Origin of the sequence: Vreelandella venusta (assembly GCF_015689495.1) — a bacterium.
GTDB classification, from domain to species: Bacteria; Pseudomonadota; Gammaproteobacteria; order Pseudomonadales; family Halomonadaceae; genus Vreelandella; species Vreelandella venusta.
Window position 1 is genome coordinate 608,101 of record NZ_CP065135.1, and the last position, 14,597, is coordinate 622,697.

The window sequence follows — 14,597 nt, forward strand, 5'->3', positions numbered from 1 at the left end:
GTACACCTTGTAAAATCAGTTGGTTATAGAGATGCTTTTAGATGGAGAAGTTCATTATGGACATGCTCAATAATCGGCAGTGATAAATAGTGCTCGACCCGGTCGCGGACATGGGCAATGACGTCAGCATCGGTGAGCTCTGCTGACCAGTCCTGGCCGCGGTGCTCGGTATCTTTACGTTGCAAATGCTGGGCGCGCCACTTGGCACACCATGTTAATGACCACAGCCAAGTGGCACGTCGGCAGGCAACCAGCGTTTCCGCGCTGGGTGATTTATCCATACACGTCTGCCAGTGCTGATAAAAGGCTACAACCTCTTCCACAGTAAGCACTGCCTGGCTGTTAACGTCCCAAGTGGTCGAGGTGTAAAGCGAGGTATGGGCTAGATCGATCCCCGGTAGACCGTAGCGGCACTTCTCTAAGTCCACCAGCACAGCGTTCCCCTCTTCAGTTATCAAAAAGTTGCCGGGGTGGGTATCAAAGCTAATCAAACAGCGCTCGGCATCGGGCAGTGCGGTTGGCAGAGCCGCCAGTTCATCACGCACACGGGCAATAACATTAGGCTCTAAGGCGGCTTTTTCCAGCCACTCGGCTTGGCGGCTAACTTCCTCACACATGGCCTGCCAGGAGTCGATAGGCGCTAGAAGTGGTTCGGGATGCTCAGGTAGCGGCAAGCGGTGTAGGCTTGCCAGGGGCTCTGCGATACGTGGTAAATCCTGCGGTAGCTGCGCCAGACGACCCTCAATGGCATCGACCAGCAGCCCGCCACGTGGCAGGGCTTTGCTCACGGGCAAGATGCCATGCAGGCGGGGCACTTGGCCACCCTGGCTGGCGCGCTCGTAGCAGGCGGCTTCATAGGCCAAATTATCGGCAGGAGCCAAATTCATTTGGCTCTGCTTGGGCAGCCGTGCGACCCAATCTCCGCCATCGCGATGCACCCACACATGATCGTGGGCAAGCCCAGTGTCTGCCATCGGCGCAAGCGATTGATAGGCAATCTTCGCCTGTTGCAGCGTGTTTTCCAGTGCCTGCAAACGCGCCGCTAAAGGTGTTGGCATAGCGTCATCCGTGTTGGTGTATGTTTAGCAATGCCTGTTAGTGGCTATTCTTGTACTAACCTTACATGGTTACGCATAAAAAGAGATGAAAGATAAGGAGAAAAGGGGGATAGGGTGAGCATTCCTTATCCCATGGAGCTGGTGGGTAGGAGGTAAGGTGATTGTAAAGCGTATTGTCTCTAACATTGCCGCCACGCATCTTGAAGACGCTGAGAAGTTCTATGCGACTATCTTTGGTCTCACGCTCGTGATGGATCATGGCTGGATAAGAACCTATAGCTCGGGCGAGAAAATGACCGCTCAGTTAAGTGTGGCATCGGAAGGTGGCTCAGCTACGCCAGTGCCAGATCTATCGATAGAGGTTGATAGCTTAGAGACTGCCTTGGCGAGAGTGAAGTCGGCAAAGATTGAGATTGAGTACGGGCCGGTAAGCGAGCCTTGGGGTGTCCGCCGATTTTATGTGCGTGACCCATTTGGAAAGCTTATCAATGTTTTACAACATGAATAACCACACTGGGGCGCCCATTTATTGCCACGACGCTCATTGCTGTGTCGACAGGGTTTTATGAAATAGCGCCTCACGAAACAGCGCTTCGATGCGCTCCTGGGTACGTGCATACCATGTCTCGTCTTTGGCCACTGCACCTTGGGCGTTGATGGGGTGGGTGGGAATATGCAAGCGCATGTCCAGGCCGCTGTCGCGGTGGGTGGTGACCTGCATGGCAGCAGAGCGACGCGCTGGGCCATAGGGGATATAGCGAGCCAGTTCCGCCTGACGTTCGCTGGTGGTGGCAAAGCGGATAAAGTCTCGCGCCGCCTCAGCGTTTGGAGCGCCGCGGGGGATCGCCCAGGTTTCGTGTTCCTGAAACTGGCCATCCCAGAGGATCTCTATGGGCAGGTCGCGCTCTACCATGGCAGCGAAGAAGCGCCCATTGTAGCCGGAGGCCATGACCACCTGACCCTCTTCCAATAGGCGCACTGGAGTATCACCGGCTTCCCACCAGTGGATATTGTCGATGCTTTGCAGCCGGGCGAAGGCTAGATCCAGACCGCGGCGGGTACTCAGCAAGCGATAAAGCGCTTCCTGGGGAACTCGGTAGGAGAGCAGTGCCCATTCTAAGTTCGCCGCAGGGGTGAGCTGAAGGGCTCGGGGCCCAGGGAAGCGCTGTTGATCAAAGAGATCTGCAATGCGAGTGGGGCGACGTCCCGGGAAGGCGTCGCGGCGATAGGCCACGACGGTGGCGAAGATTGAGTGGCTGATAAAGCAGCGGCCCAGGGCGCCGGGCAGGAAGTCTTGGGCTGCGGGAGTACCATCTGGCGCTGGGGCAGCCAGCTCAGGGGGAAGCGGTTCCAGCAAGCCCTCCTCACAGGCTGCCATGGCATCGCTACGGGTCATATCAAGCACATCCCAGGGGACGTTGTTCTCTGCCACGGCTTGACGCAGTGCTGTCAGGCCGCCGTTATAGCGGGCTACTGCCACCGGTACACCATGAGCCTCGGTGAAGGGCGTGAAGAGCGCGCGGCGCTGGGCGTGCTCATAGGCACCGCCCCAGCTCAGTACCGTTAGCGAGGCGGAAGCGTCGGGTTCTTGCGCACTGATGGAGGGGGCCAGGGTGAGTAGCCCAGCCAGAAGTCCGAGGGTCCATCGTTTAGCCAGCACCGTGCTCCTCCCGACGTAAGGCGTCGCTATGGTGTAAGAAAGCCTGAGCAATACTCGACTCATAGGCCACTCCCAAGAAGCGCCGCTGTTCATCCACCACTGCGATGGCCTCGCCGGTGATTTTCTGAAGCTGATGCATTGCCTCCCAAAGGGAGGATTGAGGATCTAGCACTGGGCGAGGAGCTTTAGGGCAGTCGGCCAGGGTTGGGGACTCGCTGCCTTCGCGAAGGGCTTCCAGGCTCGCTAGGGTCACGCAACCGTGGTAAACCCCCTGATTATCCACTAAGTAAGCTTCGCTACGCCCCGCTAGACTAAGGCGTGAGATAGCCGTGGTCAGTGGGGTCTCGGGGAGTAGGGTCACGGCGTCATGGCTAATCAGCTCGGTCAACCGCTCTTCTTGGAGTACCGCGCAACTGCGGCCCGCGGAAAGATCCAAGCCACGGCGGGCTAATTGAATATCGAATAATGAACGGCCGAACAGCTGGGCGGCCAGAGGGCTGGCTAGCGTGACGCTAGCTAGAGCGGCGGTGGTCAAGGCATAGCTACCGGTAAGTTCGAAGACAATCAGCAGCGTGGTGAGAGGGGCACCAAGTACCGGTGCGGTTACTGCCACCATGCCGCACACCGCATAAAAGATGAAGGTCTCTTGGCCGCCGCCAAGCTCTGCCACCAGAGTACCGGCTAGAGCTCCAAAGAGAGTGCCGATCACCAGTGCTGGGCTGAAAGCGCCGCCGGCGAAGCCTAGCCCTAAGCACAACGCGGTAGCGGCCAGCTTGAGTAGCAACACCAACAGCAGCTCGCCGCCGCCGTAGGCCCCAGGCAAGGTGGCGAAGCGTAGGGTTTCCTGGCCCATGCCGAGGATATCGGGTACCCAAAGGGCGGTCAGACCAAGCAGCGCCCCGGCGAGAGCGGGGCGGAGACTGGTGGGCAGCGGTAGTCGCTTGGCCAGCTTCCCCATCGCGAGAATGGCATGTATATAGGCCCCCGCCACCAAGGCACCTAGGCCACCTAAAGCTAGAAAAAGGGCGAACTCCCAGGGCTTTGGGATGGCCGGTTCAGTAATATGAAACAGCGCTCCTTGAGCCAGTAACTGAGAGGCCAGCACATAACCGACGATGGCGGCGGCAGCCACTGGAGCGAAGGCGCGCAGGGCATAGTGGCGTAGTACCACTTCGTGGGCGAAGACAATGCCTGCCAGTGGGGCATTGAAGGCCGCTGCGATGGCGGCAGCTACCCCGCAAGCGATCGTGATATTGTCCTCTGAGCGTCCCAGGCGAAGTAAGCGGGTGATGAGAGAGCCCAGCGTCGCGCCGAGGTGAACCAGGGGCCCGTACTGGCCGACCGAGGCACCCGCACCTAACGACACTAAACCGCTTAATGCTGAGAGAGCACCCGCCTTGGCGGGTAGACAGCCTCTGCGGGTCTGGACGGCAGCGATGACGTCGGCAGGAGTATGAGGGCGGCTCTCGGGTAGGTTGCGATGTAGTTGACCAACGAGCAGTCCCCCGAGGGTTGGCACTAGCAGTGTAGCCAGTGTCACTAGGGTGGTGTTCGCAGCCATCATCTGGCCCCGAGGGGAGATCAACAGTAGGTCGTTAAGCCATACCACCGTATTAACGAAGCCAACGGCGGCCAACGCCGCCACTCCTCCAACGCCGCTTCCCAACACTACCAAACCGAGGAAACGCAACACCGCTAAGGGGTGACGAGTCGAAACGCTGTCAGTGCTGAATGAGTCCATAGTCAAGTTATAGGCGCTACCAGGTCAGCGGGCAAGGAAGCGCCAAACTCGAACAGTCGATTGACGGCTAAAAAAACACCCGCTTTAAGCGGGTGTTTTTGTCTGGTCTAGATGGCTTATAGCGCAGAGATTTTCGTGCGCTGCTCTTCCAGCAACTGCTTGGCAGCTTGGAATTCAGCGAGTTTGCCACGCTCTTTTTCCACCACGGCTTCCGGGGCTTTGGCGATAAAGCCTTCGTTGCCGAGCTTCTTCTCGATGCCGCCGATCAGCTTGTCCTGCTTGTCAATTTCTTTGGCCAAGCGTTTGAGTTCGGCGTCTTTGTCGATTAGATCTGCCATCGGTACCAGCACTTCCATGTCGTCCACTAACTGCGTTGCGCAGAGCGGTGCGTCGTCTGGGTTGGCTAGCCAGGTGGCGCTTTCCAACTTGGCCAGCTTAGCGAGGAAGTGGCGGTTGCTTTCCAAGCGTTCCGCGTCTTCGGGCTTGCCTTTGGTGAGCAGTACATCCAGCGGTTTGCCGGGAGCAATATTCATCTCGGCGCGGATGTTACGCACCGCGATAATCACGCCTTTCAGCCATTCGATATCGCGCGTGGCCTGCTCGTCGATTTTGCTTTCGTCGGCTTCCGGCCAGGCTTGGAGCATGATAGAAGCGCCATCACCGACGAAGGTGCCTGCCAGTGGCGCAACGCGTTGCCAGATCTCTTCTGAGATGTAAGGCATCATCGGGTGAGCGAGGCGTAGAATGGTTTCCAGGACGCGGACCAGCGTACGGCGGGTACCACGTTTGGCTTCCTCACTGGCATTTTCGTCCCACAAGACCGGTTTGGAAAGTTCCAGGTACCAGTCGCAGTACTCGTTCCAGACAAACTCATACAGCGCTTGAGAAGCGTGGTCGAAGCGGTATTCGTCCATCGCTTTGGTAACTTGGGCCTCAGTTTTCTGCAGTTGGGAAATAATCCAGCGGTCGGCCAGTGAAAGCTCAACGTCACCGCCCTCTGTGCCACAATCTTCACCTTCGGCATTCATTAGCACATAGCGCGAAGCGTTCCATAGCTTGTTGCAGAAGTTGCGATAGCCATCCAGACGGTTCATATCAAACTTGATATCGCGCCCGGTGGTTGCCTGGGAAAGGAACGTAAAGCGCAGGGCATCGGTACCGTGGGCTTCAATGCCGTCTTTAAACTCGTCCTTGGTCGCTTTGGCAATGGCCTTGGCCTGTTTCGGCTGCATCAGATTGCCAGTACGCTTTTCCAGCAGCGCATCCAGACTGATACCGTCAATTAGGTCAATGGGATCCAGTACATTGCCCTTGGATTTGGACATTTTCTGACCCTGACCGTCGCGTACCAAACCATGCACGTAGACGGTTTTAAACGGTATTTCGCCAGTGAACTTGAGGGTCATCATGATCATCCGGGCGACCCAGAAGAAGATAATGTCAAAACCGGTTACCAGTACGCTGGAAGGGTGGAAGGTTTCCAGCTCTGGGGTTTTTTCCGGCCAGCCGAGCGTACCAAACGTCCATAGGCCCGAGCTGAACCAAGTGTCGAGGACGTCTTCGTCTTGGGTGAGTGTCACCTCTGCCGCTAAGCCGTGCTTCTCACGGGCTTCCTGTTCGCTGCGGGCAACGTACACATTGCCTTCGGCGTCATACCAAGCAGGAATGCGATGGCCCCACCACAGCTGTCGGGATATACACCAGTCCTGGAGGTTGCGCATCCAGGCGAAGTACATATTTTCGTAGTTTTTTGGCACGAACTGAATGTCGCCGTTTTCCACTGCCTCAATGGCGGGCTTAGCCAGTTCTTCTACCGCTACAAACCACTGGTCGGTAAGGAATGGCTCGATAACGACCCCAGAGCGGTCGCCAAAAGGCTGCATAAGTTTTTTGTTTTCAACAAGCGGGACAGAATTACCGTCGGCATCGGTTGTCATCACGGCTAAGCCTTCAGCCGTGATGGCATCTACCACTTGGCGGCGGGCCTCAAGGCGATCCAGTCCACGTAATTCGTGGGGAACCAGATTAACATCGTCCACGTTACCGATATCTGTTCCCTGAGCAGCCTGTGCAGCTAACCGAGCGCTCTCTTCGTAGGAGAGGCCGTCGCTGCGCATGTGGGCTTTACGATCCATTAGATTATAAAGTGGGATGCCATTGCGTTTTGCCACTTCATAATCGTTAAAGTCATGAGCGCCGGTAATTTTGACCGCGCCCGAACCAAAGTCGGGATCGGGGTATTCGTCGGAGATAATAGGAATCAGGCGCCTATGCTCCTTTGGACCTACCGGGATTTCGCATAATTTGCCGATTAACGAAGCATAGCGTTCATCGGCGGGGTTAACCGCAACAGCACCGTCGCCTAACATCGTTTCTGGTCGGGTGGTGGCGATCGAGATGTAGTCCCGACGTTCGCTGAAGAGGATGTTACCGTCAGCATCTTTTTCGATGTATTCATATGTTTCACCACCCGCCAATGGGTACTTGAAGTGCCACATATGGCCATCGATTTCTTTGTTTTCTACTTCTAGGTCGGAAATCGCTGTCTCGAATTTCGGGTCCCAGTTAACCAGGCGTTTGCCACGGTAGATCAGGTTTTCTTCATGCAAGCGCACGAACACTTCTTGCACGGCTTTATAGAAGCCGTCATCCATAGTGAAGCGCTCGCGGGACCAATCAACGCTGGCGCCCATGCGGCGCAACTGGCGAGTGATGTGACCGCCAGACTCTTCTTTCCACTCCCACACCTTGTCGATAAACGCATCGCGGCCCAGGTCATGGCGGCTCTTGCCTTCTTCCGCGGCAATTTTACGCTCAACCAGCATCTGGGTGGCGATACCGGCGTGGTCGGTGCCTACCTGCCATAGGGTATTGTTGCCCTGCATCCGCTTCCAGCGTGTCAGGGTATCCATAATGGTGTCCTGGAACGCGTGGCCCATGTGCAGGCTGCCGGTCACGTTAGGCGGCGGAATCATGATCGAAAACGGCTGACCACGGCCTGTTGGGGCGAAGCGGTTGTCGGCTTCCCAGCGTTCGTACCAGCGGGTTTCGATCTGTTCGGGTTGGTAGGTCTTTTCCATGGGGAGTCGGCTCACGGCTTGCAAAAAAATGGTAGCAAGTATACCGCGAACGACCCCCTGGCGTCAGGGGTGTGTGGCACGAACATGCAAACCACGCATGGCGATTAATCCAAGCACTGGGCCAGGCAGCAGCCACCAGATTACCCAGGAACCTTGGCTGGCCCACAGGGTAGTGACTAGGGCGATAGAAGGAATCGTTAGGCCAAAACCAATGGCGTTCATCATGGCTAGCGCCGCACCGAGACGCTCAGGCGGGGCAGCAGCTGACGCCAATGCGGAAAACTGCGCGGAATCGGCAATCACGCTAATGCCCCAGATCCCTAATAGAGCTAGCAGTAGCCAGGGTGAGGTGCTGGCTAATAGTGGATAGAGCAAACAAAGTGTGCCGGAGGTCGCCAGCGCCACAAAGGCCACTCGCGCACTGCCCACTCGGCGGCTCCAATGGCCAGCCCATACGCAGCCAGGCAGTCCCAACGCAATCACCGCAAAACTTAGCCATGGCTGAAGGCCCTGCGCGGCGCTTAGGCGCTCCAGCTCTCTAGCAACTAGAAAGGGCACCAGCGCCCACAGAGCGTATAGCTCCCAGCAGTGGCCAAAATAGCCCAGCGCCGCAGCGCGGAAGTGTTTTTGCTTGAAGGCAGCCAATCCCGCCCAGGGGCGTCCGCCGCTGGCTTTGGCGGGCAGATGTGGCCCCACACCGAGTTTAACAATCATTAGTGCGGCAAGCAGTGCCAGAGCAGAGGCCAGCAACAGTGGCCACTGCCATGGCAAGTGCAACGTTAACCCGCGCAGTAGATGCGGAGAAGCAATGCCCAGGGTTAGCATGCCGACCAACCAGCCCAGCGCCGCGCCTGCGTTGTTGGGTGTCCAGCTCACCACCAATTTCATACCGAGCGGATAAATACCGGCAAGACACAGCCCGACCAAAAAGCGTGCTGCTACCGCTAAACTGACGCTCTCGGCGACACCAATAAACGCGGCATTAATCAGCGCGCCTGCTATCGCTGAGATAGCGAACAAGTGGCTGGCTCGTACGCGGTCGGCAAGGCCGGTGGTAGCAATCAACAACGTACCGGTGATAAAGCCTGCTTGCACCGCAATGGTGAGCAGCCCCAAGTCGCTATCACTCAAGCCAACGGCCTGTTGAAGCGCCAGCCCAACGCCGTTAACGCTGAACCACAGTGAAGTGCCAAACAGCTGGGCAATGACAATCACCGCCAACGGGGCACGCGCTAAAAAAGCGCCTGAAGAGTGGGGGATAACAAACCGAGTGGGAAAGCGCATTTGTGACTATTCCGCTGAATGATTGTTATTGGAGGCGCTGTCGTAGGTGGCTATACGTTAATCAAAGATGGCCGGAAGATTACCCCAGCTTATGCGGCACCACTTCATGGCCCAATGCTTTATAGCGCTGCCAGCAGGCGCGTTTGGCGACCAGTACTTGCTGGTGCTGATTGATGATTTCGGCAATGCGGGCGTAGTGTTCCACGCCGTCGGGAATGTCTGGGTGCAAGTTCAGTAGTGCGGTTGCTTGCGTTGGCACGGGGAGTTGCTGCCAACCAAGCGTAATCGGCATCGGCACGCTGGCGGCCATGTCGCTGTCTTCCAGCGCGTGGGGTAGGTAGGCATCTTCACGGAATTGCCAAAGGGCCTCGTCGGCCTGTTCGGCCAGGGCTTTATCTTCGCAGTGCAGATGCAACCGATAGCCTTTGCGGTGGATGGTTTCGGCTAGCTTGCAAGCAAACTGGAGGCGCGCTTCTAGGGTAGTGTCAGGAAGAATATAAAAATCGATACGTGCCATTAAAGGCTCCAGCGGTGTTAACACGCTTAAAAGCTTCGCCTCCGCTGTGCGGCGACGAAGCTCTGGGTCATACCAGCCGATTTACTCCGGCTGTTTTATACCAACCGGGTGAGCCAGCCGTGTTTGTCTTCGCTGTGGCCATACTGTATGTCGAGCAGTTTTTTGCGCAGGCGCATGGCAATGTCGTTGTTGCCATCGCCCTGTAAGCGAATACGCTCGTTTTCAGTAACCAGTTCGCCAATCGGGGTAATAACCGCTGCGGTACCGCAGGCGAATACTTCAGTAATCTCGCCAGACGCTGCGCCTTCGCGCCATTCGTCAATGCTGATGGCGCGCTCTTCCGGTGTTAAGCCAGCCTCTTTTGCCAGGGTAAGCACAGAGTTGCGGGTAACGCCTTCCAAAATGGTATCGGTTAGTCGAGGAGTTACCAGACGCCCATCCTTATAGACAAAGAACAGGTTCATGCCGCCCAGCTCTTCGAGCCACTTGTTTTCGGCAGCATCCAAAAACGCGACCTGGCCGCAACCGTTGGCCGTGGCTTCTTGTTGCGCTGCCAACGATGCCGCGTAGTTACCGCCACACTTGGCAAAGCCGGTACCGCCGGGGGCTGCGCGCTTGTAGTGGGATGAGAGCCAAATGGAAACTGGCTTAAGACCACCTTTGAAGTAGGCCGCGGCAGGGGAGGCAATCACGTAGTAATCCACTTCGTGAGCTGCACGTACGCCTAAAAAAGCTTCCGAAGCAATCATAAACGGACGCAGATAGAGGCTGCATTCGTCGGTATCGCTGGAAGGTGTGGGAACCCAGGCATGGTCTTTAGCCAGAAGCGCTTTCAGCGAACCAATGAAATCTTCATCGGAAAGCTCCGGAAGTGCCAAACGCCGAGCGCTACGGCGGAAACGCTCGGCGTTTTTCTCGGGACGGAACGTCCAGATGGAGCCATCGGCATGGCGATACGCTTTTACGCCTTCGAAAATTTCCTGACCGTAGTGCAACACCGAGGCCGCAGGATCGAGGGTTAGCGGGCCATAGGGACGTACTTGGTGGCCGTGCCAATCGGCGTCGATTGTCCAGCGGATGTGGGCCATATGGTCAGTGAAATGTTTGCCAAAACCAGGGTTTTGCAAAATGCTTTCACGAATCTCATCAGCCATCGGTTGGTTGGACGGCAGTATTTCAAAATGTGATTCAAGTTGGGTGTCTGAAGCTGTGGGCACGGCGTATTCTCTCCGCTATAGCCTGGCCCCGAAGGGCAAGTGTTAGTGTTTATTTGGTCTAGCGCGCGCCCTGAAAGCAGCACGCACGCTAATGCCCTTAGATGTAACGTTTACGTCAACGAATGGCAACCGTTGATCGCTTGATTGTGATGTTAGTCGTCGCTATTTTCTACTTGTGCATCGGCCTCACGATCAAGCAAGTACTGGGTTAGTAGCCCAACCGGGCGGCCGGTAGCGCCTTTCTGCTTGCCAGAGTGCCAGGCGGTGCCAGCGATATCCAAATGCGCCCAGGGGAAGTGATCGGCAAAGCGCGACAGGAAACATGCTGCGGTAATGGTGCCTGCTGGGCGGCCACCAATATTGGCCAAGTCAGCGAAGTTGGAATCTAGCTGCTCCTGGTACTCATCCCATAGCGGTAAATGCCAAGCACGATCCCAAGCCGCTTCGCCAGCGTCCAACAGGTCAAGAGCCAGATCGTCGTCGTTGGAAAGCAGTCCCGTTGCGTGATGGCCAAGGCCGATAATGACAGCGCCAGTGAGGGTGGCAATATCAACCACGCTGGCCGGGGTAAAACGCTCTGCGTAGGTTAGCGCATCGCATAGCACCAAGCGGCCTTCGGCATCAGTGTTGAGTACCTCAACCGTCAAGCCTTTCAGGGTTTTGATAATGTCGCCGGGTTTGGTGGCCGCACCGTCAGGCATATTTTCAGCAGCGGCAACAATAAACACCACATTTAGCTTGGGCTTGATGGTGAGCACTGCTTTTACGGTACCGAATACGCTCGCCGCACCGCCCATATCGAACTTCATTTCGTCCATGCCTTCGCCGGGCTTCAGCGAAATACCACCGGTATCGAAGGTAATGCCTTTGCCCACCAGCACATGGGGCGCTTCTTCAGGGTTTTCCGCACCCTGATATTTCATCACGATCAGGCGTGTCGGCTCTTGACTACCGCGCCCAACAGACAGCAGCGAGCCAGCGCCCAGCGCTTCCAGCGCCTCTTCATCTAAGATGTCAACCTCAAGGGCACCTTGGGAGTCACGGCCTAACTGCTCGGCTTGCTCGGCAAGATAACGAGGTGTGCAGATATTGCCAGGCAAGTTGCCCAAGGTGCGGGTGAGGTTGATACCCTGGCCAATGGCGGTGCCCAGTGCTGCCCCTTGTTTGGCCATGGGGGCTTCGTCGGCATCGCTGACAATCAGGTTCAGGTTGGTCAGGCTGGGAGCTTTTGCAGGTGATGATTTGAACTGGTCAAAGCGATAAATAGCGCGTTCAGCCGCTTCGAGTGTTTTACGAGCTTTCCAAGCAGTATCGCGATCTTCTAGAGGAACGTCTGTAAACGTAGCGCTAGCTTCGTCAATTGGCAGCTTGATCAGCGTTGCCATAGCGGCGTCTAAGGCTTTGATAAACGCTGTTTCCTGGCATTTGGCTCGTTCGCCGAGGCCAACGAGCAATAAGCGTTCGGCGCCCAGACCCGGTGCAAAGGGGACAAGCTGAACGTTGCCCAGCGAGGCATCAAAGTCGCCACGGTCAAGCAACTGGCCAATTAACCGCTCGCTCGCATCATCTAATTTAGCGACGGCGGGCAGTAAGTCGCTACCTTTAAAGACAGGTAAAACGAGGCAAGCCGTTTCGGCTTTGGCTGGGTTCGCGGTCTGAACGGAAAATTCCATGACGTCTCCAACAAGACAAGCATCGAGTGATTCGGGATAATGCCCCGTTACTTAGATTCTTGATAATCGATTTTGATAACAGTTTGATTAGTGTACCCAAGCCACGGGCGCATTGCATTGCAACCTGCGCTACCAGCCGGAGAGTGCGTTGATTTTATTTCGGTACTTAACTCGCGAAGTATTACTGACGATGTCAGCGGTGGCGGGAATCTTGCTACTGGTCATCATGGGCAGCCGTTTTATTCGCTATTTCTCTGATGCGGCAGAGGGTGACATTCCGGTCACTATCTTGGGTAGCCTGATGGTTTTTCACCTGCCTGGATTTATGGAGCTGATTCTTCCGCTATCATTTTTCCTAGGAATATTGCTGGCCTATGGTCAGCTTTATATGAACAGTGAAATTACCGTGATGGTGGCTTGTGGTATGAGCCCTATGCGGCTGTTGCGAGTAACGCTGCTGCCTGCTTCGGTCGTAGCGATACTGGTAGGGCTGTGTAGTTTGTGGCTTACACCTGCGGGCGCGTTACAAACTGAGGCCGCGCTTGAAGAGCAGCGTAGTCGATTGGATGTGTCAGTGCTGGCGCCAGGGCGTTTCCAAGATTTTGGGGGAGGGCGAACCGCTTATATTAGCGATTTCAGCAGCGATGGCACTGAAATGCAGGAGGTGCTGGTTCATGAGCAGCCCGTGGCTGGGGCGGAAAAGACCCATAGCTATGTAACCCGGGCAGGCTCTGGTTATCAAGAAACCAGTATTGAAACCGGCAGTCGTTTTCTAGTGCTTGAAAATGGCGAGCGCTATGGCGTAACGCCAGGCAAACAAACTGCCGAGCGGTTAACGTTTGAGCGCTACACACTGCGCCTGGGCTTGAGCCGGAATCGACAAGAGCTGAATGCCTTAGAGTACGCGACCACGGCAGAGCTATGGAACGACCCCAGTCCTCGTGCCCAAGCGCAATTTCAGTGGCGGGCGGGGTTGCCGTTAATGGTGTTTGTGTTGGCATTGCTAGCCCAGCCACTTTCCAGAGTAAACCCTCGCCAGGGGCGGTTTGCCAAACTATTGCCTGCGGTTTTTCTTTACGTCGCTTATTTAAGCCTGCTGTTGGCCTCGGTGGATGCGGTCGGTAAAGGCGTGCTGGAAGTAGCGCTGGGGGTTTGGCCGGTACACGGGCTGTTTTTGACGCTTGGCTGCCTGCTGCTATGGCATTCGCAACGAAAAGGAATGCGCTAATGAAGAGGCTAACTCATGCTTGCTGATCGTCTTGACCGTTATATTGCCCGTAATGTATTGGCGGCCATCATTGTCGTCCAGTTCGTCTTGCTTGGCTTGGACATCACCATCGCCTATATCGGTGACCTAGGTGACACCCAAGGTAACTACACCGCGTTAGATGTGTTGATTTATCTAGGCATGCGCCTGCCTTGGCGATTTTATCAGTACGCGCCGGTGGCGGTGTTAATTGGCGCGCTGATTGGCATGGGGAGCATGGCATCCAGCAACGAATTAACGGTGATGCGTGCCGCTGGCCGATCGCTTGCGCGGATTGTCTGGGGCGTCATGAAACCAGTGCTGTTAGTGGTCGTGGTGGTACTGCTGGTTGCCGAATTTGTATCTCCCCGTACGGAGCAATTTGCCGAAGCATGGCGTTTAGAGCAGCGCCAGGGGGAAGGGGCGGTGCTAACCAGCCGAAGTGGTTGGCAGTTTGAAGGGGAGAGCGTGTATCGCTTCGGCGCTATTCGTGCGGATAACGTGGTGCTGGATTTAACACGTTATCGTTTTGATGAGCGCCGGCTAATTGAGGCTACCCATGCTAAGCGCGCGCATTGGGAAGAGGGCGCATGGCAGCTGGAATACGTTACCACTACGCGTATTTTTGATGACCATACAGAGTCGGAATATCAGCAACATACAGGTTGGGATACCGCGTTAACACCCACCCAGCTGGAACGTTTGCTGCGTGATATCGAGAGCCAAGCGCCTAGTGAGCTGTGGGCGTACGCTAACTTTTTGCAAAGCCAAAATCTCCAAGCGGATCAACCGTTGCTCTATTTCTGGCAAAAGGTGCTGATGCCGCTAACGATGGGATCACTGGTCTTAATCGCCGCTTCCTTTGTGTTTGGCCCATTGCGGACGGTGGCTGCAGGTACGCGGGTGTTTTATGGCGTGGTGACCGGTCTTATTTTTAAGTATGTACAAGACCTGCTGGCACCTGCATCAACTATTTTTGGTTTTTCACCTGTGTGGGCGGTGTTGGTGCCAACCCTTGCCTGTGCAGCGGTAGGTATTTATTTCTTACACCGCAACGGCTAGTTGCGGCGGCGATACGTGAATAAGGATGAGCATAGTGACGAGCAAGCTGACGCCCCCCC

The 14,597-nt window shown here is 56.0% G+C and carries 11 protein-coding genes; 3 read left to right on the forward strand and 8 right to left on the reverse strand.

Going from position 1 to position 14,597, the window contains the following annotated elements:
* Positions 1–23 precede the first annotated feature (23 nt).
* Positions 24–1,058: a phosphotransferase family protein gene (locus tag IR195_RS02970; RefSeq protein WP_206048704.1), complete on the reverse strand. Its 1,035-nt coding sequence runs from the start codon at positions 1,056–1,058 to the stop codon at positions 24–26.
* Between the two features lie 157 nt (positions 1,059–1,215).
* Here IR195_RS02970 and IR195_RS02975 point away from each other — a divergent pair, with 157 nt between their 5' ends.
* On the forward strand, positions 1,216–1,566 hold the full coding sequence (locus tag IR195_RS02975) for a VOC family protein (RefSeq protein WP_125745507.1): 351 nt from the start codon (positions 1,216–1,218) through the stop codon (positions 1,564–1,566).
* A gap of 33 nt (positions 1,567–1,599) precedes the next feature.
* Here IR195_RS02975 and IR195_RS02980 read toward each other — a convergent pair whose 3' ends face one another.
* The 7 genes from IR195_RS02980 to IR195_RS03010 all read right to left on the reverse strand — a co-directional run bounded on the left by IR195_RS02980 (position 1,600) and on the right by IR195_RS03010 (position 12,230).
* Positions 1,600–2,718 (reverse strand): ABC transporter substrate-binding protein, encoded by a 1,119-nt coding sequence (locus IR195_RS02980; RefSeq protein WP_240645133.1) that lies wholly within the window; start codon positions 2,716–2,718, stop codon positions 1,600–1,602.
* A complete protein-coding gene (locus IR195_RS02985) occupies positions 2,708–4,459 on the reverse strand; it encodes a chloride channel protein (protein ID WP_241006786.1) in 1,752 nt (583 codons plus the stop codon). The genes IR195_RS02980 and IR195_RS02985 overlap by 11 nt, the downstream gene beginning before the upstream one ends.
* A gap of 116 nt (positions 4,460–4,575) precedes the next feature.
* Positions 4,576–7,539, reverse strand: a complete 2,964-nt coding sequence (locus tag IR195_RS02990; protein WP_206048705.1) for a valine--tRNA ligase — start codon at positions 7,537–7,539, stop codon at positions 4,576–4,578.
* A 63-nt stretch (positions 7,540–7,602) separates the two neighbouring features.
* Positions 7,603–8,823: an MFS transporter gene (locus IR195_RS02995; RefSeq protein ID WP_206048706.1), complete on the reverse strand. Its 1,221-nt coding sequence runs from the start codon at positions 8,821–8,823 to the stop codon at positions 7,603–7,605.
* Positions 8,824–8,902: 79 nt separating this feature from the next.
* A complete protein-coding gene (locus IR195_RS03000; protein WP_206048707.1) occupies positions 8,903–9,340 on the reverse strand; it encodes a DNA polymerase III subunit chi in 438 nt (145 codons plus the stop codon).
* Between the two features lie 95 nt (positions 9,341–9,435).
* Positions 9,436–10,557 (reverse strand): branched-chain amino acid aminotransferase, encoded by a 1,122-nt coding sequence (locus tag IR195_RS03005; RefSeq protein ID WP_146944192.1) that lies wholly within the window; start codon positions 10,555–10,557, stop codon positions 9,436–9,438.
* Positions 10,558–10,709: 152 nt separating this feature from the next.
* Complete coding sequence (locus IR195_RS03010) at positions 10,710–12,230, reverse strand: leucyl aminopeptidase (protein ID WP_206048708.1); 1,521 nt, start codon at positions 12,228–12,230, stop codon at positions 10,710–10,712.
* 148 nt (positions 12,231–12,378) lie between these two features.
* On the opposite strand from IR195_RS03010, the gene lptF reads away from it, so the two are divergent.
* Both lptF and lptG read left to right on the forward strand, forming a co-directional pair.
* The gene (gene lptF, locus IR195_RS03015) at positions 12,379–13,458 is read left to right on the forward strand and encodes an LPS export ABC transporter permease LptF (RefSeq protein WP_206048709.1); all 1,080 of its coding nucleotides are present in this window, start codon (positions 12,379–12,381) and stop codon (positions 13,456–13,458) included.
* Positions 13,459–13,473: 15 nt separating this feature from the next.
* Positions 13,474–14,538, forward strand: a complete 1,065-nt coding sequence (gene lptG / locus IR195_RS03020) for an LPS export ABC transporter permease LptG (RefSeq protein WP_125745524.1) — start codon at positions 13,474–13,476, stop codon at positions 14,536–14,538.
* The last annotated feature ends 59 nt before the right edge of the window (positions 14,539–14,597 follow it).